At 36.1% G+C, this 24290-nt stretch carries 19 protein-coding genes; 12 read left to right on the top strand and 7 right to left on the bottom strand.

Annotated elements, in window-relative coordinates:
• Positions 1–56: 56 nt before the first annotated feature.
• From OLM61_RS09265 to trxA, 3 genes are all read right to left on the bottom strand, one after another.
• On the bottom strand, positions 57–983 hold the full coding sequence (locus OLM61_RS09265; protein ID WP_264526069.1) for a DUF58 domain-containing protein: 927 nt from the start codon (positions 981–983) through the stop codon (positions 57–59).
• Entirely contained in the window at positions 980–3559 is a 2580-nt protein-coding gene (locus OLM61_RS09260) for a M1 family metallopeptidase (RefSeq protein ID WP_264526068.1), read from the bottom strand. Before OLM61_RS09260 ends, OLM61_RS09265 begins: the two co-directional genes overlap by 4 nt.
• Positions 3560–3753: 194 nt before the next feature.
• Complete coding sequence (gene trxA, locus OLM61_RS09255) at positions 3754–4071, bottom strand: thioredoxin (protein WP_012023423.1); 318 nt, start codon at positions 4069–4071, stop codon at positions 3754–3756.
• A 244-nt stretch (positions 4072–4315) separates the two neighbouring features.
• On the opposite strand from trxA, the gene OLM61_RS09250 reads away from it, so the two are divergent.
• From OLM61_RS09250 to OLM61_RS09225, 5 genes are all read left to right on the top strand, one after another.
• The gene (locus OLM61_RS09250) at positions 4316–6778 is read left to right on the top strand and encodes an AsmA family protein (RefSeq protein ID WP_264526067.1); all 2463 of its coding nucleotides are present in this window, start codon (positions 4316–4318) and stop codon (positions 6776–6778) included.
• Between the two features lie 285 nt (positions 6779–7063).
• Entirely contained in the window at positions 7064–8770 is a 1707-nt protein-coding gene (locus OLM61_RS09245; RefSeq protein WP_264526066.1) for a DNA cytosine methyltransferase, read from the top strand.
• Between the two features lie 5 nt (positions 8771–8775).
• Entirely contained in the window at positions 8776–10032 is a 1257-nt protein-coding gene (locus tag OLM61_RS09240; protein WP_264526065.1) for a hypothetical protein, read from the top strand.
• A 5-nt stretch (positions 10033–10037) separates the two neighbouring features.
• Positions 10038–10877, top strand: a complete 840-nt coding sequence (locus OLM61_RS09235) for an esterase/lipase family protein (protein ID WP_264526064.1) — start codon at positions 10038–10040, stop codon at positions 10875–10877.
• A gap of 707 nt (positions 10878–11584) precedes the next feature.
• Positions 11585–11899, top strand: coding sequence for an HPF/RaiA family ribosome-associated protein (locus OLM61_RS09225; RefSeq protein WP_264526063.1), 315 nt, complete (start codon positions 11585–11587; stop codon positions 11897–11899).
• Between the two features lie 54 nt (positions 11900–11953).
• Here the strand turns inward: OLM61_RS09225 and OLM61_RS09220 are convergent, their stop codons facing one another.
• Positions 11954–12610 carry an NAD(P)H-binding protein gene (locus tag OLM61_RS09220; RefSeq protein WP_264526062.1) on the bottom strand — a complete coding sequence of 219 codons (657 nt, stop codon included), beginning with the start codon at positions 12608–12610 and terminating at the stop codon, positions 11954–11956.
• Between the two features lie 629 nt (positions 12611–13239).
• Here OLM61_RS09220 and wrbA point away from each other — a divergent pair.
• Positions 13240–14400 (top strand): NAD(P)H:quinone oxidoreductase, encoded by a 1161-nt coding sequence (gene wrbA / locus OLM61_RS09215; protein ID WP_264526061.1) that lies wholly within the window; start codon positions 13240–13242, stop codon positions 14398–14400.
• Between the two features lie 224 nt (positions 14401–14624).
• On the opposite strand, the gene OLM61_RS09210 is transcribed toward wrbA, so the two are convergent.
• On the bottom strand, positions 14625–15293 hold the full coding sequence (locus OLM61_RS09210) for a hypothetical protein (protein ID WP_264526060.1): 669 nt from the start codon (positions 15291–15293) through the stop codon (positions 14625–14627).
• 320 nt (positions 15294–15613) lie between these two features.
• Here OLM61_RS09210 and OLM61_RS09205 point away from each other — a divergent pair, with 320 nt between their 5' ends.
• The 5 genes from OLM61_RS09205 (at position 15614) to OLM61_RS09185 (ending at position 19892) form a co-directional block, all read left to right on the top strand.
• Positions 15614–16105: a nuclear transport factor 2 family protein gene (locus OLM61_RS09205; protein WP_264526059.1), complete on the top strand. Its 492-nt coding sequence runs from the start codon at positions 15614–15616 to the stop codon at positions 16103–16105.
• Positions 16106–16367: 262 nt separating this feature from the next.
• Complete coding sequence (locus OLM61_RS09200; RefSeq protein ID WP_264526058.1) at positions 16368–17750, top strand: ammonium transporter; 1383 nt, start codon at positions 16368–16370, stop codon at positions 17748–17750.
• Positions 17751–18045: 295 nt separating this feature from the next.
• Positions 18046–18723 carry a tRNA (guanosine(46)-N7)-methyltransferase TrmB gene (trmB, locus tag OLM61_RS09195; RefSeq protein WP_173964829.1) on the top strand — a complete coding sequence of 226 codons (678 nt, stop codon included), beginning with the start codon at positions 18046–18048 and terminating at the stop codon, positions 18721–18723.
• Between the two features lie 41 nt (positions 18724–18764).
• Positions 18765–19400, top strand: a complete 636-nt coding sequence (locus OLM61_RS09190) for a LysE family transporter (protein ID WP_264526057.1) — start codon at positions 18765–18767, stop codon at positions 19398–19400.
• 165 nt (positions 19401–19565) lie between these two features.
• Positions 19566–19892, top strand: a complete 327-nt coding sequence (locus OLM61_RS09185) for an MGMT family protein (protein WP_264526056.1) — start codon at positions 19566–19568, stop codon at positions 19890–19892.
• Positions 19893–20055: 163 nt separating this feature from the next.
• On the opposite strand, the gene OLM61_RS09180 is transcribed toward OLM61_RS09185, so the two are convergent.
• Together OLM61_RS09180 and OLM61_RS09175 are read right to left on the bottom strand one after the other, a co-directional pair.
• The gene (locus tag OLM61_RS09180; RefSeq protein WP_264526055.1) at positions 20056–21381 is read right to left on the bottom strand and encodes a sensor histidine kinase; all 1326 of its coding nucleotides are present in this window, start codon (positions 21379–21381) and stop codon (positions 20056–20058) included.
• Between the two features lie 67 nt (positions 21382–21448).
• A complete protein-coding gene (locus OLM61_RS09175) occupies positions 21449–22795 on the bottom strand; it encodes a sigma-54-dependent transcriptional regulator (protein WP_264526054.1) in 1347 nt (448 codons plus the stop codon).
• A 158-nt stretch (positions 22796–22953) separates the two neighbouring features.
• On the opposite strand from OLM61_RS09175, the gene OLM61_RS09170 reads away from it, so the two are divergent.
• Positions 22954–24201, top strand: a complete 1248-nt coding sequence (locus OLM61_RS09170) for an efflux RND transporter periplasmic adaptor subunit (RefSeq protein ID WP_264526053.1) — start codon at positions 22954–22956, stop codon at positions 24199–24201.
• Positions 24202–24290 lie beyond the last annotated feature (89 nt).

Below are 24290 nucleotides of genomic sequence, written 5' to 3'. Positions count from 1 at the left end.
AGAATTTCGTTTCTGCAAGTGTTTTTTGAAAAAAAATTAAATATTTTTTCAAAGTTTTAGCCAAAGTTTTGTTTTTCAACCAAATATGTCGTCAATATTTTTTCAAAATCATCCCCTACATTCACCGAAACATACTTAATTTGATTCTTAGCACAGGTTAAAGACAGTTTCTTGAAATACTCCTCTGCCCTTTTTTCGTATTCTGCTTTTACATTATCCGCAAAAAGCGATACCTCTTCGCCTGATTCTAAGTCGATAAACTTGCGCGGCGTGTTATCAAAGTCAAATTTAAGCTCTGTTCTATCATCCACTACATGAAACAAAACCACTTTGTGTTTGTTGTGTTTTAAATGCTGTAAAGCGTTAAAAAGCTTCTCATCGTCTTCTGACTGAAACATATCGGTAAATAAAATAATCATCGAGCGACGGTGAATCTTCTCAGCGATTTGATGCAGATAGGTAATGGTATCAGTGCTTTTTTTGACTTTTGGCTGCTGCAGCAACTCTTCCAGTTTATTGAGCAACATTCGATGGTGACGATCACTTCCTTTTTCGGGAGCATAATATTCGTAGCTGTCGGAGAAAACACTCAACCCTACAGCATCACGCTGCTTCTTAAGGATATTCATTAAAACAGCCGACGCCAAAACAGCAAAACCAATCTTCTTCTCATAAAAAGGCTGATTTGGCCTGAGCTCCGGATAATGCATCGACGATGAGTTATCGACAATTAAATGACATCGCAAATTGGTTTCTTCCTCAAAACGTTTCGTGTACAAACGATCTGTTTTGGCAAATAATTTCCAATCGATGTGTTTGGTGCTTTCTCCGGCATTGTAGACTTTATGCTCGGCAAATTCAGCCGAAAATCCATGAAACGGACTCTTGTGCATTCCCGAGATAAACCCTTCTACCACCTGATTCGCCAACATTTCGAGATGCTGGAAACTGGAGACTTTCTCTATTTCCGATTCAATTTTCATTCGGTTTCTTTTTTAATATTTTGCGCACGATACAAACCATCGGTTGCCTGCAATAATTTTCTTTTCAAAATGGGACTAAACTCCGGATTCTCTTTCAGGAATCGCTGCACTTCATCAAAAGCATATTTCGACGAATATTTCCCAACCGTGTTATTCAGCCAGTCTTTTGGGAAAAAGATATCTCCGGTACGCTGAATTTCTTCCACCAAATCTAACGAAAATCTAATGTACTTTTGAGCACTTTCCTGACGCAACGGGTGATTGATATTCGCTAAACCTACAGCAACCCAGGATTCCTTTTCTCTGTTCGCATCATCTTTTAAAGACTGCACAAAAGCATCACGAACCGATTCGTCTTTTGACAAAGACGGAAGCAGGAATTCAAATCGCTTTTGCTTGTCGGGATTCGCAATCGTAGTTCTGGTTTTGTTTAAAATTTCATCTGCTTTTTCATGTTTAAATATAGCCAAATTCATAGCCATATTGGTATAATCGTCTTCATTTAGTTTTAAGCCCGGAATCACAGTTTCTTTGTTCCAAATTTTATACAATTGTTCCTTATCAGTAGCCGAATAAGCAACTGAACTAAATAAATTAAACAAAGTCTTCTTGATATTGCTTGGCAAACTGGCCTGCAAACGCGTATATACAATAGCCGAAAGTTCTTTTTGTCCAATATTTTGCTGCTTTTCCGTCAGAAACTTCCAGAAAACGGCACTAGTTTGATTGGTGATAATTTTCAAAACCAATTCGTTTTGTTCCTGCTGAATTCCTTTTAAAAAACAAGCAAAAGCTTTTGCAGGAGCAATATTCCCCGTTAACGTATTTTCGTAAATGTTAATATAAGTTGAAGCCCTTGCCACCTCATCTTTCAATGTTAAAACAGACTCTAAATTATTCCCGTCAAGCGGAAAAACACCGTATCCAAAACCATTATAGTTGTAAATAACAGCCAATGGTTTCTCAAGTCCAACGGCTTCTTTTAGCAACAGACTTTTATCTTTTATAGTAGCATTGATCACTTTTACACTATTAGGATAAACCAGGCCAATTTCAAAAGTCTGAGGCCACACATTTGCAGATTGATCTTCTGCCTGTTGTGTAATTTCAAAAATCGCAATTCGGTTTTGAGCATCGTATTTGATTTGATCTTTAAAAATCGCCCTTCCCGATTTATTGACCCAAACCGTGCTCCATTTTTGCATATCGAGCGGTGTTTCGGCGTCGAGAATTTCGACCAGATTGTTCCAGTCGGCGTTGTCGTTGGCATATTTTTTAATGTATTTTTCGATTCCTTTCTGAAAGGCTTCTTTCCCCATCGAAGCTTCTAACTGACGCATCATTATGGGTGCTTTGTTGTAAATGATCGCTCCGTATAATGAACCCGCATTTTTTAGATTGGCTAAATTTTGCTTGATCGGATGTGTCCCCAGCGAACGATCTTCGCCATAAGCACTTGGATAATGAGCCGTTAAAAATTGTAGATTATGATTTACTTTCGGGAAAATCGGATTCATAATTTTGTCTGCCATAAAATTAGCAAACACTTCCTTCATCCAGACATCATCAAACCATTTCATGGTCACCAAATCACCAAACCACATGTGTGAAGTTTCGTGTGCAATCAATTTGGCACGGTCTAATTTCTCACTGTCTGTAGCACTATTATCCAAAAACAAAGTAGATTCTTTGTACTGAATAGCTCCTACATGCTCCATTCCGCCATACTGAAAAACCGGAATTGAAGCAAAATCCAGCTTCTGAAACGGAAATTTATAACGGGTATATTTTTCCAGAAAATCTAACGATTGCTGGTGCAAATTAAAGATCGTATCGGTGCTGCTTCTTAATTTTTCTGCATTGTTTTCGCGATACAGCATCGTCATTTCCCGATTACCTGGTTTCTTCGTCACACTTTTGAATTTTCCGGCTACAAAAGAGAACAAATAGGTACTCATTTTATCCGATTCTCCAAAGGTATAAGCGGTAAAGTCTCCTTTCTCCGTTTTCTCTTTCACATCGGCACCAGCCAAAACCGACCAGTCTTTAGGAACAGTCAAACTTAACTTATAAGTTGCTTTGATATCCGGTTGGTCAAAACACGGAAATAAGGTACTCGCCCGATCCGGAACCAGTAAGGTATACAAGAAATCATCATTTCGGTTTAAAGATAGATTTCCAGCTATAAAAGAAATACCAATTGTATTTTTTCCTGAGTTTAAAGCTTCTGTAGGAATAACAATATGCCCATTTTCATGAACAATTGAAACCGGTTTACCATTAACCTCAATTGCTTTTATATTTTCTGATTTCTCTTTAAAATCCAAATACACACTTCGATAAGGATGATCTAATAAGGTCAATTCTAAAACAAGATTGGATTTAATTTCCTTTTCTCTCTGACCTGGAATTTCAAATGAGAGCGCATATTTTACATTGGAAATTTCTTGTTTTCGGTAAGTTGCTAACTCTTTCGAAACGCCTTTATCTAAAAGATAAATTTCTTTTTGTTTCGATTGAGAAAAACCAATTGTAGTACATGCAAGAATACAAAGAGAGCTATAGAGAATTTTCATTTTTAAAGAAATATAAGATTCGTTAAAAATAAAAAAAGTTTGCCAGCAATTTTACGAATTGGCACGAATTAAAATTCTTTTTGCCACAGATTACACAGTAAGAATGATTTTTTTAATCTGCGGCAAAAACCTTTAAACATAAAAAAGGTCCGACTTTCGTCGAACCTTTTTTATATAAATCATAATCTTTACGATTACAACAAAGCGTCTAAACTATCTGCGTAGGTTTGTTTTGGAGCTACTCCAACTTGTTTTCCTACTACTTCACCGTTATGAAAAACCAAAACGGTAGGTATGTTACGCACACCATATTTTGCAGCAAATTCCTGGTTAGCATCTACATCTACTTTACCAACAACTACTTTACCTGCGTATTCATCGCTTAATTGGTCAATGATTGGACCAACCATTCTACAAGGACCACACCATGCTGCCCAAAAATCTACCATTACTGGTTTGTCTGATTTCAAAACTACTTCATCAAAAGTAGCATCTGTTATTGCTAATGCCATAATTTCTTATCTTTTAAAATTATCGTCTGAATTGTTTCGTTTCAAACTAGACCACAAATTTAAAAATTAAATGCAAATGAAACACCATAACCAAATTAGTTTTCATTATAAATGTATTGTCATTAATTATATTAATCCGAAAACGTAAAATCATAAGTTTTAACCTACGCAGCTGTGGATTTTATCTTTTTAGAGAAACGTCAGTTTTTTACGTTATCTTTAAAGTTCTTGAAAATTCTTCCAGATGAAAGCTACTTTACTCTACATAAAAAACTTTTTTCAATCGATTCATTTTAAAAAATATGCCAGGCGTTTTTGCTTTTTCGTTCTGGGACTTATTGCTTTACTGCTTATCGCTTGTGGCGGATTGTCTATATATTTTAATCGGAACAAAACCGAAATCATCGCCAGGATCAACACCAAAATCAATGAAAACATCAACGGGAAATTCCATATTGGCGATTTTCATTATAAATTTCTAACCGGTTTCCCTAACTTTACTTTGGCCCTAAAGGAGGTTGAAGTCAAAGACAATCAATGGGCAACGCACCAGCATACTTTATTAAAAGCTAAAGAAATTGAGGTGCGCCTGAACATTTGGAGTTTGGTACATGACGAAATCAACATTCACAAAATCCTCATCAACGACGCAGCAATCTACGTGTATAAGGCACAAAACGGCTATTCGAATGCCAATATTTTTAAGCCGAAAAAGAAAAAAACACCTGAAAACAAATCGGATACCGAGACTACAATCGACCAGATTGAACTAAACGGAGTCCACTTTACGTTAAACAATCTACTGGGGCATAAATTGTTTGATTTTGATCTGGACCGCTTACAGTCAAAAGTAAATTTTGATGGGGACAACTGGCAAACCGATGTTTTTTTAGACACGCAAATTAAAAGCCTGGCCTTTAATACCGTACACGGAAGTTTTGCAAAACAAAAAGAACTCAAAGGTACTTTTGCCGTTTCCTACTCTGCTTCAAATGAAAAAATTGACGTTGTTACCAAAGGCCTGAAAATTGGATCAGACGCTTTTGACATTACCGCTTTTTTTAATCTTGCCAAAGGAAATGCACTTTTCGGAATCAATATTGGGACTACTATTTTATGGCAAAATGCATCCAATTTATTATCGGCAAACATCAGTTCTAAGCTTAACCGATTTAATTTACAAAAACCAATCGATGTTAATTGTGATATCAAGGGGGATTTTAATGCCGAGGGGGATCCCAGAATTGTTGTTCAGGCCATTATCAAAAACAACGAATTAAGCATTCCGGACGGATTGATCAAAAACTGCCACTTCAAAGGGATTTTTACCAATAATTTCAAACCTACAGCCGGTTATAACGATGCTAATTCAGCCATTATTTTAACGAATTTTGTGGGCGAATACGAAAATATTCCGCTCACCATTCCGCAATTGTCTATCAATAATCTCGAAAAACCACTGGCTACCGGAAACGTTAGTTCTGACTTTGATATCGAAAGGCTCAACGAAATAAGCAACGATAAATGGATTCAGTTTACGGCAGGCCACGCCAAAGCCAACTTAAAATTTCAGTTTGACATTGTCGATTTGTATATTACCAAACCTCGTTTTATCGGTAAAATAGATGTCGACGACGCTTCCTTTCATTATATTCCAAAGAATGTTCATGCCGTTAAGACCAACATTCATCTTGACTTTACCGAGAAAGCTTTACTGATCAAGCAAATTGCCTACAAACACAATAAGAATACGATTTTCGTAGAAGGAAAAATTGACAATTTCCTCAACCTCTATTATGATGCTCCCGAGAAAATGATCGTAAACTGGAAGATCTATTGCCCGAATATTGATTTGAAACAATTTCTGGGAGTTTTAGCGACTTCTCAAAAAGTAAAAGCCACGGCCAAAACCACCAAAAAGCCAACTATTTCAAACCATCTACGAACCGTAATCGACAGATGTGTGGTGGTCATCGACATCAAAGCCGATAAAATCAATTACAACAAATTAACCGCAACCAATACAACTGCCACGGTACAAATGATCGATTCGAGATTGGTCATTAAAAACGGTTCACTGCAAACTTCGGGCGGAAGTATCACCTTTAACAGTGAAGTAAAACCAAGCGGGAAGAACTTTGCTTTTAGCTCAAACGCCAACGTAAATCGGGTTGATATTGCCAGTTTTTTAAAGTCGTTCAACAACTTCGGGATTCAGTCTTTTAGCCCTGCTAATATCAAAGGGAAGCTAAGCAGCCAGGCCAATGTAACCGGGTTCATCAACGGCAACGGCGAATTGATCACGAATTCGATGCACGGCAATCTGACTTTCAACGTCAATCAGGGTGCTTTGTTAAACTTTGAGCCTATTGTGAAGATCGGCAAGTTTGCTTTTCCGTTCCGCGATGTCAAGAACATTACGTTTAGCGATTTATCCGGTACACTTAAATTGCGCGGAGAGCAGGTCGATGTGAATAATTTCACCATTAGTTCGAGTGTTTTAAACCTTGATGCCGAAGGCGTTTATTCTTTTGGCCGAGGCACCAATCTTGCTCTCACCATCCCTCTCCGAAACTCCAAAAACGACATCAAACTCGCCACCAAAGCCGAACGCGATGCCGTCCGCGAACGCGGAATCGTCCTGCATCTAATCGCACTCGACGAGGAAGGAAAAATGAAAATTAAATGGGGGAAGAGGGAGAAGTAGTTTTTTTCATCGCATCCTAAAAACACGTATAAATACGCTATTATAACTTTTTATTTATTAATACACTTGCCAATAGAATTTTTTAATATATTATTGTTTTCCATAAAATTTAATTAGTTAATAAGCTATATTTGTTATAAATTGTACACGATGTAAATTTGAAAGAAAATTTTTATTAATATTACAAATGCGGCGAATGTTATTTAAAATAAAGAGAAATCTTTAATGCTAATCATTGGAAACTTGCAAAAGCACTCGAAGTAAACATTCAAGAATTATTTAATTATGGAGAATAAATTAACCGTTGTCGATTTTTTCTGTGGCGCGGGAGGATTTTCTGAAGGTTTCAGACAAAAAGGGTTTGACATCAAGCATGGTTATGACCACTGGAAACCAGCAATCGACACCTATAATCATAATTTTAATTTAAATTGTGAAGTTAAAAATATACTAGATTTTAAAAATTCAATTGAAGAAATTGAAGCTGTTCCTGACACAGATGTTATCATTGGAAGTCCTCCTTGTGTAAGTTTCTCAAGTTCAAATAAATCAGGAAATGCTGACAAGTCACTTGGGGTTTCATTGACCGAAACATTTTTAAGAATTGTTGCAGTAAAAAAGCATAAACCAAATTCTATTTTGAAAGCTTGGTTTATGGAAAATGTTGTAAACTCAAAAAGATACCTACAAACATCTTATACGTTTAAAGATTTAGGTCTTGAAGATTGGGCAAAAAAACATAGAATTGGCCCTTTAAATACCGCTATAGACTTATACGACAATACAACTATTATAAATTCAGCAGACTATGGCTCAATCCAATCAAGAAAAAGGCTTATTTCTGGTGAAATTATAAAAAAGAAAAAATTAATTGTCCCTACACCAACACATCAAAAAAAGGACACAGAACTTAACTTACCCCTTTATAAATCAATAGGCTTAATCAAGAAAAATTTCCCTTCTCCATTTGAAAAAAAGAGCAATAAATTAATTAACGATATTCTTTATCCTATTGAAATTGAACAAAACAAAATAACAGATCATTTTTATGACACTGGTGTTTATGAATCAGAATGGAGATTTTCAAGACATTGGAAAACTAACCATCCTTTCATGGGAAAAATGTCATTCCCAGAAAATGAAAATAATCCAAGTAGAACAATTACCGCTACAAAAATAGCGAATTCAAGAGAATCCGTAATTTATAAATCAGAGGTAAATAGAAAGGGGGATGGAGAATATAGATTACCCACAGTAAGAGAAGCCGCAATAATTATGGGCTTCCCTATAACATATCAATTTATCGGTTCTGAAGGCGCAAAATGGCGTTTAGTAGGAAATGCTGTTTGTGCTTCTGTAAGTAGTGCATTTGCAGCAATCGTTTTAAATTCGTTAGGAATAAAACAAAAAAAAGAATTAATCGTCAATTCTATTCCAAATTTAGAGGGGGTGATAAACTTAAATAATTATAAGCAAAAGATATTTGACAATCCTCCTATAAAAAACAAGGATGCTAGATGTAGGTGGCAACCCATTAAGGATGGAAATTTGACTGTCACACTTTCAAATTACAATATTGAAAAAAACAACAAAACAGACGGTAAATGGAGAACATCTATCCAATACGGAACTGGAAAAGGATTTCCAATACAACATATTGAAGATGGTTATTATAAAAAAATTGAATCTATTATTTCAAAATTTAAAGATGGAGAAAATTTTATAAAAACAATTAACAATGGATTCTCTGAAAAAATTGGAGATGCTAAAAAGCTTCAAGTAATGTTTGAAAATCAAAGGTCTAGTGGAATTCTTTTAGAACCAACTCGACTTGTTGAGGAAGTAAGAAATATTATTGAAAAAATAGCAATTGATGAGCCTGAATTTATTCAAATTGACGCCACAGTATTTCTAAAAAAAACAGTTCCAACCAAACAACTTTTCGCATTATACGCGATAAACAAAATATCTACAACTGCTAATAAATTATAATCCAAATGACTAAAGCTGAAAGAATAACCGAAATTGATTCTTCTAGAACAACAGGTGAGATTAAATCAATTAATTACAAAGGAGACACTTTAAAACTGCCCGTTAAAGAAATTAAATTGAATGCACTAATATACAATCCCTACAACGGAAGAATTAGAAGCTCTACCAAATCTTTTGAGTCATCTAATAATAGATTATTAAATCCTGAAAAGCCCGAAGACAAGTTAATTATTGAACAATTTCTTTATGATTCAGCAATTGGCAAAAATGAAAAAACAAAAGACAGTTTAAGAGATAATGGCCAGCAAGAAATTGGAATTATCACTAAAGATGGAGTCATTATAGATGGCAATAGGAGAGCAATGCTCTTAAATATTATTTATAATGATGATAATAGTAAAGATTTTTTTAAAGCAGTCGTTCTTCCTGATGAATTAGCAGATAATGAAAAGGAAATAACGTTACTAGAAACAAGCTACCAAATGGGAGTTGATAGCAAAGTTGATTACAATCCAATTGAGAAATATATTAGATGTAAAGAACTATCTGTAAAACATGGCTTAAGCAACTTAGAAATTGCTAATATTATGGCTGAAACCGAATTAAGAATAGTAGAATGGTTAAACATACTTTCTCGTATGGAAGATTATTTAATCTACCTCGGTTCTCCAGAAGTATATACAAGATTAGAAAAACGAGAAGGTCATTTTGTTGATTTAAATGGATATTTAAAATCATATAAAACGAAACAAAACAATTCTGTTAACTGGATATACAACCCCGAAGATGTTACAAAGCTACAAAACATATATTTTGATTACATAAGAATTGGAATTCCTGTTCAAAGAGCTAGAATATTAGCAAAACCAACCTCAAGTAGTAGCTTTTTTTGTCAAAAAACTATTTGGGATGACTTTGTTATCGAGCATGAAAACATTAAGCAAACCTATACAGAAGAATCTTTTACTGAATTAAAGAAGCAAGAATCAGACAAAAGTAATGAAGACTTAATTAGACGGTTAGACAATAACTGGAAAGAAAAATTAGAAGAAAAACTATTAGACAATTTATCTTTTAATGAAGGTAATTTAAAAGATATTATTGAGACCTACAATCCATTAAAAATTCTAAAGAGAGTTCTTAATAGTCTAGGCCAAATTGATTGTGAGACAATTGAAAATACAACCTTGGAAGAAGTAAAAAAGACAATAGAGAATATTGACATTAAACTTACAGATATTAAAAACAAAATTAATATATAGTTTTAATGGTATTAAATTTAAAGAACAAAAAAAATCCTCTTCCTACATTTATTGGAACTGAAGATTCAGATACTGCTGTCCTTTTCATACATGGACTAGGAGGCAATTGTTATACGTGGTTAAATTTCGCAACACATCTAAACGAAGCTTGGAATGAGAAAGATTCATTTTCCTTAGAGTACGATGAATATTACAAAAGATATACCTCAATCCCTATAATATCACAAATCATGATAATGGTCAATATTTTTAATGGAAAAAATATTACTATGCTATCTGAACATTTAAAATCTGTAATAACTCAAAATTGTTCAGAATATGACAATATAATAATAGTTTGTCACAGTATGGGTGGCCTTATAGCCCGAAAGTTTCTAGTCGAAAAATTAAAAAAAGATAAACATCTTGGAAAAATAAAATGCCTAATCACATATGCAACACCGCATCACGGCTCATTTATAGGAAATCTCTTTTCAATAATACTATACCGCCCCTTAAAGTTTCTCTTTATTTCGAAACTCATTCAAGTTTTTGAACTTTCTAAGAATAGCTCATTTATAAAAAACTTAAATAAAGATTGGAGCGACTTAAGAGTTGAAGATAAAATCGATTTTATTAGGGTAGTAGGGATGCAAGATTGGGTTGTTAGAAACAATAGCGCTCGCTTTAATGAGCATGACGACCATGTTCATACAATTGCAAACAAAGACCATTTTAATATCATAAAACCCTTAAAAGATATCAAGGACGTTGCGTTTCAAGTAACTTATAATTATTTAAGAAAATTCCGGATTAAAATGGAAAGAGAAAAAGAGTTGCTTGAAAGCCAGGAGGAATATGACTAGAAATACATTTAAACCTAAATAAATATCTTACAAACAATCAAATGCGAACATTTATAATAAAATACTTTCTTTATACCTCACTAATTAAAAGTTAAAATGAACCATTAAACTTTATAGTAATTCCTAAACAAAATAAAAATAGGAAGTTTCACTCCCATGAGATAGATTTCCTCTTTTTGTTTTTTGAGATCTAGAACAGCCTCTTTCAAGTTTATTCAACATCCAGATAAGGGTTTAAAATTTCGGCTAATTGATTCAGTCAGTAAAACCCATTTTGGAGGTTTGTTTTTTCGGATTATAAGGATTCGTGTTCCCAAATTACACTTAAAGGAAGCGCATAGTTTACCTGTCGAATGGTTTTTGCCATCGTTTCGGGATCAATCGAATTGCTGAAAAAAATCAGTTAACCATAATTCAGTTTCTTTGGGAAGGGTGTTTGTGCGGGGACTTCGACTTCGCTCAGTCTGACAATGTGTTATTAACGATTTTTGTTTTTGTTTGGCTTCGCCCAGTTGACAATGTTGATGAGATTATTCATTTTCTGAAAGGACAAACTTTGCGGAGTTTCGGGTGTGATTCCTCGTTCCTTGGAATGGCAAACTAGGCGCAAAAAAAGCCTAATTAATTTCTTAATGTTTTATTAACCTACTTGTGTTTTTATTAAAAAAAAGATAGCTTTGAGAAACAATCATTAAATATAAACCCATATGAAAATTCAGATCAATACCGACAAGAACATCGAAGGACACGAAAGATTAGAAGCTTATTTCTCTGGCGAATTAGAAAAAGGTTTAGCGCGTTTTGAGGAAAAAATAACCCGCGTCGAAGTACATTTCGGCGATGAAAACGGAGAGAAATTTAGCCTAAACGATAAAAAATGTGTGATTGAAGTTCGTACTGCAAAATTACAACCAGTAACCGTTACAGAACATGCCGATACACTCGAAAGAGCTTTTAGTGGTGCATTGGCGAAGGCAAAAAAATCTCTTACGACTACTTTCGAAAAAATGAAAGCGTATTAATTTATATCCCATCCATAAAAATGGCCTTATCTCTAATCCGGATAAGGCCATTTTTTATTTTAGCAAAGCCGTCATTTCTGCCCAATGCAATATTTTTACTTTCTGATCTAATTGCGCTGTACTTTTTACCATTGCTTTGGCGATATCTTCGGCCTCTATTCCTTTGTATTTACTTAAGCTTCCCACAAACAATGGGTTGATCAATTTGAATATTCCAATGAATACTTTTTCCATCGGTCGGCTTTCTTTTCGGTCTCCTAAAATCATTGAAGGACGAAAGATATAAGTATGTTCTAAATTCAGATTTATGATACCCCGTTCGGTTTCTCCTTTTAATTTGGTATAAAATATCGATGATTTTGCATTTGCACCAAGTGCCGAAACCAGAAAAACAGCTTTTGCTCCGTTTTTTTTCGCCAGTTCTGCTGCCAGAATCGGGTAATCGTGATCTATTTGATAGTATAACTTTTTATCAGGCGTTTTCTTTTGTGTGGTGCCGAGAGCGATAAAAACATCATCGGCCTGAATGTCCTTGACCACTTTTGATAGGGAGTTAAAATCAGCTATGATTGTTTTTAGTTTTGGATGCTGGATGTTTAAGTCTTTCCTTACTACAATTATTATTTGTTCGTAGTTATTGTTGTTCAACAAATTTTCGAGAATATAAGAGCCAACTAGCCCGCTTGCTCCGTACAGAATTGCTTTTTTCATAAGTAAGGCGATTTGTTTGCTCGAAGTTAATTTTTTTTTCCACAGATTTCACAGATTAGAATGATTACTTTTTTTCTCGCAGATTGAGCAGATTGAGCAGATTTTTTCTCTATGTCTTTAATTTTTTAAACACATAGAAACATAGATTTTATAGACTCAGAAAAGGCATTTTATTTGTCTAAATAACACATAGCTATGTGAGAGAAATGTGTGTGTTTTTTTCTCGCAGATTGAGCAAATTTTTTTAATCTTTTTTAATCTAAGACTCCAGCGGAGTGATAGATCTATAGCTAATTTTAGTATGCGCTATTATAATCCAGCTCCGGCGGAGCGACATATAATTTTTAGTACTATTCGATATGTCACCCCGATGGGGTTCTGTTAATGTGTGTTTTTTAATTTCCTATAAATTTATCGCCCCGCTGGAGCTCTAAATATATAGTTTCGATTTTTTTTATAAATATATTCGTCGGGATGGGATTTAAAATAAATTATACCCAAAAACCTTAATTAAGATAATAATAACGCTTTTTGATATTGTAAGAAGTAATTTTGCAATCCCAAAAATGAAGCTTTGAAACAAGCACATAACTGGGATTATTTACTATAAATTATTAAAAATTACCCTCATGAAAAAGCAACTACTCGTATTATTAATCGCAGTATTTATAGGCTTTGGCGTAAATGCGCAAGTAAAATCATCTGAAACAAATGTGCTGGTTTTGATTTATTCTCAAAATGGCGGAACTTATAAAATGGCCAAATCTATTGCCGAAGGAGTTCAGGAATACCCAAATACAAAAGCAATTTTAAAACGTATTCCTTCGATCAATCCGAAAGAAAAATTGAATGCTGATGTAGAGAAATTACCAATTGCAACTATCGAAGAACTTGCAAATTATGACGGAATCGCTTTTGGAAGCCCTGTTCATTTTGCGAATATCAGCGCCGATATGAATCACTTCTTCAGTCAGAGTATTCCGCTTTGGACTTCAAGGGCTTTAGAAGGAAAACCAGCCACTGTGTTTATGTCGGCAGGATCGGGAGCAGGAAAAGAAGCTGCTATTTTATCGTTTTGGAATATTCTTGCGTCTCACGGAATGGTGATCGTGCCTACCGGAATTATGGGAACGGCTGCGTTAGACAAAACGGTTCCACAAGGAAATACCCCGTTTGGTGCTACTTCATTGGCAGGATCTGTTGGAACACGTCCGTCACAAAGCGAATTGAATTTGGCTAAAGAACAAGGGAAAGCGTTGGCCAGAGTAGCTTCGGGATTGAGAAATACAGAAAGTGGTAAAGTGGTAAAAACAACTGCTGTTGAAACTAAAAACGATATCAACAAAACTTTAAAAGACAATAACATTGTACTTCCTGAGGCTCCTAAACCTGTTGGAAATTATGTTCCGTTTACGATTTCAGATCATAAAGTATACATTAATCAGGTGGCGTTGAAGGACGGTAAGATTTTGAATCCGGGTAAAGTTGGCGCAACGGTTACTGATGATCAGGCAAAAGAAGCTACCTACCAAACGATGCTAAATGTAATTGCGGTTTTGAAAGAGGCTTGCGGTGGCGATTTGAACAAAGTAAAACAATGCGTACAGTTGACAGGTTATTTTAATACAACTCCGGAATATACGCAACATGCAGCCCTTATGAATTCGGCTTCAAACCTGACGGCTTTGGTTTTTGGAGAAAAAGGAAAACACGCCAGAGCAACCATTGGAGCGGCTTCGTTACCGATAAATTCGGCTGTTGAAATTCAGGCGATTTTTGAAATTGAGTAAAAGAATCTTTATATATTGTCACCCTTCGACTACGTTCAGGATGACAAAATTAGAGTGAAAACTGAGACTGAAAACTGTTTCGCGTGAGGGATAGAGCTAAGCTACCGAAGTAGCAGCGAAAGCCCGACAGCAATATAAAAAGGGGCGACTAAGCGATTGCAATAGTCAGCCCCTTTTTATATTGGTGGCACGCCCAGATTATGATTTAGATAATCCCGGCTTTCTTATGATTTTGGTAACGGTGCCCCTACTGCAATATCGCAGCGGTGTCCCGGTTTTCCGTGTGCCGGATTCTTTCCATCTGCCACAGCGGTTTGTTCTGTACTCAACAAAGCCGGAACAGTATTATCTGTTGCAGGCGGTGTTACGGTAAAGGTTTGCGAAGTAGTTCCACTTTGAGCTGTATTGGCAGCTGCCGGTTGCTTAGCCGCAGGAGAGTTTAAAGGTGCTCCAACCGGAATATCACAGCGGTGTCCGGGTTGTCCGTGTGCCGGATTCATACCTTTGGCCACTTTTGCCGGTGTGGTAGTGGTTGTAGTTACTATATTTTGTTGGCCCGGTTTTACCTGAACCGTTTGTGCTGGCTGTACAGTTGTTGTTTGTCCTTGTGTCGGAGCCGAATTTAATGGCGCACCAACCGCAATGTCACAGCGATGCCCGGGTTGCCCGTGTGCCGGATTCATTCCGCCATTGGCACTCAAAACTGTATTTGGATTTGCAGCTGCAGCTGCAGGAGCCTGTGCAACTGAATTTACTTTTGTCGTATCTTTTGCCAATCCCAGTTTTACCAATTCAGAATTTGGGGTGTTTTCCTGAGGCTCTAATTCCTTTTTACAGGAGGTTAAAAAAATTGAGGAGAGGACTAATGAGGTGATGAGTATTTTTGGATTCATGATGTATCGATTTTAAAGCTATCAAATATACTAAATCATCTTATACCATATAAGTGATGTACGATAATTTACGTTTTGGCTGGTGAATTGGGCTCGCAAAGATAATGTTTCGTGCAGGTTTTAAAGTAAAAACGTTGCGGAGTTACTTGCGAAGATTTGCTTCGCCTGTTCGCTATCGCTCGGGTCTCCTTCGTCGAAATGACAAACGGTGCGTTTAATCCTTTTTAAGTTTTCTCTTTAAATAAAAAACGTTGCGGCTCTGCGTCTTTGCGAGATTAAACTATATTTTTTGCTAACTTTAAATCCAAAACAAACCTCTTATGAAAAAATCAATCTTACTATTATTATTTGTTACTGTTTTTGCAAACGCACAAACTTCTGAAAAAGACAAAGTGAACCAAACTATCGATGCCTGGCACAAAGCAGCCGGTGAGGTGAAATTTGATGCTTATTTTGATTTAATGGCCGACGATGCGATTTTCATTGGCACTGATGCTACCGAAAACTGGAACAAAAAAGATTTTAAAGTTTGGGCAAAACCTTATTTTGACAAAGGAACTGCCTGGAATTTTACCGCTTTAGAGCGTCATATCTTTTTTGACAAAACCGGAAAAATTGCCTGGTTTGACGAGTTGCTTAACACTCAAATGAAAATTTGCCGCGGATCGGGAGTTTTGGTTAAAGTAGGGAAAGACTGGAAAATACAACATTATGTTTTATCGATGACGGTTCCTAATGATGAAGTGAATGCTGCGATCAAAATTAAGGCTCCACTTGAAGACGTTTTGATTACAAAGCTTCAAAAAAAATAAACATTTTTGGGTTTTCTTTTTATAATCCTAACTTTTCTAGCGCTTTAGAGAATGTAGTGGTGATTTCATTATAATACAATTGGCAATTTTACCCGTTTTTGGGAAGTGCAAAATAAGATACTCTCAAAAAAATGGATCCGATTTTACAAAATTGACTAAAATAAAAACTACACCCTTATTTTTAAAGCCTTAAAAAGAAGAATATTCATTTTTTCATAACTTTGACCCTATAAAAAATAGGGCTAAATAAAGTATTTGAAAAATGAAAATAGAAAAACGCTGGATCATTTCCTTTATTATTATAAGTATTGTGTGCATTACGGGGGCCTTTTGGCCAACTGTAACTGAAAATAGTTATGTATTAGCTGAATTTGGCACAACCGATCATATCGTTCCTGCCGATGTTGCCTGGATGTTAACCTCCTGTTGTCTGGTTTTGATCATGACTCCGGGATTATCCTTTTTTTATGGCGGAATGGTGGGCAAGAAAAATGTGATTTCGACCATGCTGCAGAGTTTTATCTGCTTGGGGGTTGTAACGCTTTTGTGGGTTGTGGTTGCCTTTAGTCTGGCCTTTGGCGATCCTGTAGGTCTTAACCTGGGAGGTCATTTTTATAGTTTTTTTGGAAACCCGACTACTTTTGCTTTTATGGATTATGTGGGGGTTTTACCTCATAAACAATTGGCCAGCACAATTCCGTTCATGCTTTTTGCTTTGTTTCAAATGAAGTTTGCGATTATCGCTCCGGCAATTATTACCGGATCCTTTGCCGAGCGCGTTCGTTTTATATCGTATTTACTTTTTATCAGTTTGTTTACCATTTTTATTTATGCGCCATTGTGCCATTCCGTTTGGTATCCAACAGGTATTTTAGGAAGTTATTTTGGCGTAAAAGATTTCGCCGGAGGAACAGTAGTACACATGAGCTCCGGATTTGCCGCTTTGGCTGGTGTTCTGGTTCTGGGTAAAAGAAAAAACAAACAGCATATCCCCACCAACATTCCGTTTGTATTATTAGGAACCGGAATGTTGTGGTTTGGGTGGTTCGGATTCAACGCCGGTTCGGCTCTTGCGGCCAACGGAACAGCCGCTATGGCTTTTGCAACCACGACAACCTCATCGGCAGCAGCCATGCTGACCTGGGTTTTCTTTGACCGAATGAACGGCAGAAAAGTGTCGGCTCTTGGTGCCTGTATTGGAGCTGTTGTAGGCTTGGTGGCCATAACACCCGCTGCCGGATTTGTATCGGTTCCTGAGAGTATGTTTTTTGGATTTGTAACAGCTTTGGTTTCTAATTCGGTTGTAAATTGCCGTTTCTCGAAAAAATTCGATGATACACTTGACGTTTTTGCCTGTCACGGTGTAGGGGGAATTATGGGAATGATTTTGACCGCTGTTTTTGCTCATGGCGAAGACGCAAGTTTACTACACGGTGGCTGGAATGTATTTGCACATCATATGATGGCATTGGTTTTAGTTTCAATTTTCACCTTTTTCGGAGCCTATTTCCTCTTCAAAGTGACCAATTTTATTATTCCGTTGCGTGTTTCCGAAGAAAACGAACATATCGGACTGGATTTGTCCCAACACGATGAAACCCTTGACCCTAAATTAAAAGCTATTACTGAAGTCCATTACGGTTAATTCTTTTGCCACAGATAAATGGATTAAAAAGATTTTTTATATTTTAAAACTTAAAAAATCCGTGCTCAATCTGTGTCTTCGCGATAGTGTATCGGCTTGATCCGTGTACAAAGGTCACGCAAAATCAGACGCTGATTATACGGGTTTGCTATCGCAAAAACGCTGATAAAAACGGATTCTTTCTAAAAATTTAAAACTTGAAGAATTCTCAAAATTTGCAACAAAAAATTTAAAAACATACGACCTGTATTCAATTCGTTTATATTCCTTAATTTTGCTGAAAATTTTTGTAAAAGTGGGAAGTAAAAATAAACTAAAAAGATTCAGAGAAAACGAAACATTTCAAAACGTTTTTCAACCAACCAGAGAAGAAGTTGTAGGTGATTTAATGCCTTTGAAAGGAAAATGGAATTCTGATTTCTTTAAAAATGACAATCCATTAGTTTTAGAATTAGGATGTGGAAAAGGAGAATATTCTGTTGGATTAGCAGAAAGATATCCAAACAAAAATTTTATTGGAATTGATATTAAAGGGGCCCGTTTTTGGAGAGGTGCTAAAACCGCTGTAGAAAACGGATTGCACAATGTTGCATTTGTTCGAACTCAAATCGAACTGATCAATCATATTTTTGCAGACCATGAGGTAGACGAAATCTGGATTACTTTTCCGGATCCGCAAATCAAATACAAAAGAACAAAACACCGTATGACCAATTCGGAGTTTTTGAAATTGTATAAAAAAATCCTCAAAAAAGACGGTGTTGTAAACTTAAAAACCGACAGTGAATTCATGCACGGTTACACACTGGGATTACTTCACGGTGAAGGTCATGAAGTTTTATACGCCAATCACAATGTCTATAAAAACGAAGGAAGCCCGGAAGAGGTTACTGCATTCCAGACTTTTTATGAGAAACAATATTTAGAAATTAACAAGGCAATTACGTATATTCGTTTCAAAATTAAAGACTAATTTAATTTTAAAAACGTTTTTCAAACCCATTAAACAACTGAATGGCATTACTCACCCCATTACTTTCAGGTTTTCTTGCCGCTTTCATTGGGATTATTCCTCCAGGTCTGATCAACATGACTGCAGCCAAAGTAAATTTGAAAGAGGGTAAAAAGAATGCCTTATGGTTTGTTGCCGGGGCTGTACTGGTGATCTTTTTTCAGGTTTCTATAGCCGTTTTATTTGCGCAGGTGATCGACAATCGTCCGGATGTGGTGACCTTATTACGCGAAGTGGGATTTGCTATTTTCTCTGTTTTAACGATTTACTTTTTGTTTATCGCGAAAGAACCCAAAGCCAAAAAATCGAAGATTAAAAAGAGCAGTAAAAAAAGTCGTTTCTTTTTAGGAATGCTGCTTTCCGGACTGAACTTTTTTCCAATTCCGTATTATGTAGTGGTGAGTATTACACTTGCTTCTTACCACCTTTTTGTATTCGAAAACAACATTATTTTTACCTTTGTATTCGGATCTGTTTTAGGCTCATTTGCTGCTTTGTACAGCTACATCGGTTTCTTTGGAAGAATCGAAAAGAAAACAGATTATCTGATGCGAAATATGAATACGATTATTGGAAGCATCACAGGATTAATAGCGCTACTGACGCTTTTTAATATTTTGAATTACTATTTTAGTTAGAAAAATATAGTGCACTGATTAAAAAGATTTCTTTTTATTACGCTTATAAAATTTCAAAATGATTAATTTTATCCTAATGAAAATACTATAATTTTCATGCCGATGCACTAATAAAGCGGACAAAAAATCCCTTTAATCCTTTTAATCTGTGGCAAAAACCAATCTATGGCTGAAGATAATTTTTTTGAAAGAGTTTATGAGATTGCCAGACAAATTCCGCACGGAAAAGTAACTTCTTATGGTGCAATTGCCAAAGCTTTAGGCTCCGCCCGCTCTGCCCGAATGGTCGGCTGGGCAATGAACGCCTGCCATAACAGAGATGATGTTCCGGCACATCGTGTGGTTAACCGAAAAGGTCTTCTGACCGGTAAACATCATTTTGACGGAACCAATTTAATGCAGCAGCTACTCGAAAACGAGGGCATCGAAGTGATAGACAATCAGATTATAGATTTTGAAAAACACTTCTGGCAACCTAAAATCGAACTTTAAAGTTTTTTAACCGCAAGGAACGCAAAGAAAGCGCAAGGGACGCAAAATTTAGTCCCAAACGGCTCTGCACCCGTCTTCCTTCTGCATCTTAAAGCCCAAAGAGGACAATCATAATTTGATTGTGTGAACCGTATATTTCTTATTATTTACTCTTTGATCTTAACTAAATCAGACAAATCACAAAACTGGTTCGGTCTTCATCGGTTTGATAACTCAGATAGCCTCCATGCGCTTCGATGATATTTTTGGAAAGCGTTAGTCCAATTCCGGCACCATCTTTTCTGGTGGTAAAAAACGGCAGAAAAACTTTATCCCTGATGGCTGTATCGATTCCTTTTCCGTTATCCGAAATGGTAATAAAAAAACGATTGTTTTCGGTATGGGCCGACAAAAACATCTTCTTCTCCTTCTTTTCTTTCAGCGCATAAATACTATTTGTGATTAAATTAATAATCACCTGTTCCATCTGACTTTTGTCAATTAAAATCGATCTGGGGCTATTGATATCGTTTATCAGTTCGACATTTTCCGCTTTTAAAATCGGACTCATTACCCGAAGACAATCTTCAAAAAGAGCATTTATAGGTGTCATTTTTTTTGTCGGAGTGGGCAGCATCGCCAGTTTTCGATAGTTTTCGACAAAAGCCTGCAAGTGATCGCTCCGATTGATAATGGTTGAAATACTGCTTTTGATGTCCTCAAAATCATCCTCTTCCAGTGCTTCCTGATCTACGATTTGGAGTAAATTCTGCGAAAGCGCACGAATTGGCGTTAAGGAATTCATTAACTCGTGCGAGATAATTTTCATCAGATTAATCCAGGCTTCTTTCTCCTTTTTCTCAATGACCCGCTGAATACTGTCCAGCAAAATAATGAAATACTCTTTGTCATAGGTTTTTGTATGCGAGGTCTGCAGCATAAAAGTCTGCAAATCCTGATCTTCAATTTTGATGGAAATAGCCGATTTCAATTCGGTAAAACCCATTTTTTCAATTTCCTCACAAAGAGAAGGCAGGTAATTTTTAAGGTATTTCCAGTGGCTTACTTTTGGCACCTTAAATAAGTTAGAAAAGCAATCGTTCATTAAAAAAAGATTCCAATCCTCCCCTTCTTTCTCGAGAATTAAAGTAGCGGTATCAATGTTGTTTAAAATAGACTGATAGATGCGTTCTTTTGAAGTCTGTTCCTGTCGCTGAAACCTTAACTTATCATACAGCAAAAACAAATTCCTGAAATTATCGGTTTTGTGTTCTTCGGGAAAATTACTCGAAAAATCATTCTGCAAGATCGAAAGAAGCATTTTATCATAAAACAAGGACTGATTTTTAACAAAAAAGTACATTTCGGCCAATAATAGTAAAACCACAAAACCAACCAGAAGCGCATTGTAATAAAACGTTTTGTAAATCAGAAAGACACAAAAGAAAAAGGGGATCATGACGAGCAGCACCCTTGCAAACAAAGCGTTATAAAATTTCCAGTTCTTCATTATTTTATTTTTTAGTACCGCAGCTTAAAAAACATTCCTTAAAGTCTGCCTCAAATCGCTCTTGAGTTTAGGTGTTTTTTAGGTCGTATTTCTCAATTCTTCGGTACAAAGCTGCTCTTGACAACCCAAGTTCTTCGGCTGTTTTACTGATGTTTCCGTTGTTTTTAAACAATGTTTTTTCGATAGCAGTTCTTTCCATTTCAGACAACGGATTTTCATCATTTTCATGAATTTCCTCGAAATCCAAAATGTCCAGATTGGTCACCGAAATGGTATGGTTATCAGCCAAAATTAAAGCCCGTTCAATTTTATTCTCGAGCTCTCTAATGTTTCCTTTCCACGGATATTTTTCTAAATAAGGCCCCACATTATCCTCAAAACGCCAATTCTCCTGATTGTATTTTTCGGCAATCTTATCCAGAATAAAATTAGCCATCGGAACGATATCGTCTTTTCGTTCGCGTAAAGAAGGCAAATAAATCTCCATCGTGTTGATGCGATACAGTAAATCTTCTCTAAAAGTTTTATTTTTTACCTCCGCCTTTATGTCGGCATTTGTAGCCGCAATAATCCTTACATTTAGTGGTCTTGCTTTGCTTTCTCCCAGACGGGTTACAGTTTTGGTTTGTAAAACATGTAGTAATTTAGATTGCAGATGCAGTGGAATATTCCCTATTTCATCGAGAAAAATTGTCCCTCCTGAAGCCGTTTCAAATCTTCCGGCCGTATCGGTTTTTGCATCTGTAAAAGCGCCTTTGGCATAACCAAAAAGCTCGCTTTCGAACAAGTTATCACTTAGCGAACCCAGATCGACATGTACAAAAGGCTGTTCTTTGCGTTCTGAATTCAGATGGATATACTCTGCAAAAACATACTTTCCGGTTCCGTTTTCACCCAGTATCAAGACGTTGGCATCTGTTTTAGCCACTCTTTCGGCAATCGAATAGGCTTGTTTGATTTTTAGGGAAGTGCCTGTAAAATAACTTTTGCTCGTTTTTTCTACGATTTCTTTTTTGCTGTTTTTTCGGCTCTCCGTCACCGCCTTATCAATGATTTCCAGTAATTTCTCATTGTTCCAGGGTTTCAAAACATAATCGAAAGCCCCAATTTTGATCCCTTCAACTGCGGTATCAATTTTACCAAAAGCAGTCATTAAGATCACAATTGTCTGCGGTGAAAGCGTTTTTATTTCCTTCAGCCAATGAATCCCTTCACGTCCGTCTTCAAAACCAATCCGGTAATTCATGTCTAACAAAACCACATTTATTTCATTTTCGTTTAAAATCGAAATGATTTTTTTGGGACTGTTTGTTGTAAAAATGGTTTCAAAATGTTTTTTGAGGATCATTTTTGCCGAAAAAAGAATTTCTTCCTGATCGTCAACGATTAATATTTGGGCTTGTTTTTTTCGCATGCTGTCTTTTTTTGTCCGATTCTGAACGGTCAACTGTTCATTTTCGAACACTTCTTTTTTGGATGGTTTTTAAAGCTTCTTTAAAATCAATACTTTACAGATAATATTTTTTATGGCACAGTATTTACCTATTGGTAATCAGTAAATTATTTAAAGAAATGGACAAGTTAATTCCTCGTAAAAATAGAAAATTTAGATATCTCACAATAGCAATTGGAGTTTTTTTAGTTTTGGCAACAATCGTATTTTTCTCGTTTAATACCAAAAGAAGTCTGAATGTAAAAGCAGATGAGCTGAGCATTCAGAAAGTCGAAAAAGCCTTCTTTGAAGATTTCGTTGTTTTTCAGGCTAAAGTAGTACCTCTTAATGTAATGCTTGTGAATGTTACCGAGGGCGGGTCTGTAAAAGAAATTTTTGTCGAAAATGGCGCTATGGTAACCAAAGGCCAGTCATTAGCCCGTTTGTTCAATCCGAACACCGAACTGAACTACCTGACTCAGGAAACAGCAATTATCGAGCAAATCAACAATCTAAATACCGGGAAACTGAACATTAGAAATCAGGAGCTAAACTTAAACAAAGACCTGGTTTTAATCGAACACGATTATAATGATGCCAAAAGGCTGTACGATATGAATGCGAAGTTGTTTGAAAAGGATGTGATTTCGAGAAATGACTGGAATAACTTTAAAGAAAGCCTACGTTTTCAGGACGAACGCAAGAGAACCATTCAACAAAGTATTCAAAAAGAAAAACAAACCAATCAGGTTCAGATTTCTCAAATCAACCGTTCGATTCAGACCATGGAGAAGAGTCTGGACATTTTAAGAAACAATAAAAAGAACTTTTTGATCACAGCACCTGAAACGGGCAGGCTGACTTCTTTTCAACCTGTTTTGGGAAAAACTTTTCAGGCGGGCGAAAGTATCGGAAGAATCGATTCTAAGCAGGGGTATAAATTAACCGCTGATGTAGATGAATTCTATCTCGAAAAAGTACGCGAAGGCTTAAAAGGTCAGGTCGAGTTTCAAGGGAAAAATCTGGAAGTTTTAGTTACAAAAGTGATTCCGGAAGTAAAAAGCGGACATTTTACCGTTGAGCTGGCTTTTGTCTCCAAAGAAAACATCACTTTGCAGGACGGACTTAGTTTTGGTGTAAAACTAATTCTGTCCGGAAAAAACAAAACACTTGTTGTTCCAAAAGGAAGCTTCAATCAGGAAACAGCCGGAAAATGGATCTTTGTCGTAAAAGGAAACAAAGCCGAAAGAAGAAACATAAAAATAGGCCGCGAAAACCCATCGTACTATGAGATACTGGAAGGCTTAAAAGAAGGAGAATCAGTCATTACATCATCTTATACCGATTATAAAGATATTGAAGAATTGTCGATTAATCGCGCGCAGTAGGAGTTTTTAGTCGCAGTTCTCGGTCGCAGTTCTCGGTCTCAGTCGCAGTTTACAGTTCACAATTAACATTTTACATTTTACAATACACA

It is taken from the genome of Flavobacterium sp. N502536 (assembly GCF_025947345.1).
Lineage (GTDB): Bacteria > Bacteroidota > Bacteroidia > Flavobacteriales > Flavobacteriaceae > Flavobacterium.
Note: the sequence above shows the minus strand (reverse complement) of the source record. Positions and strands in the feature narration are given on the sequence as shown.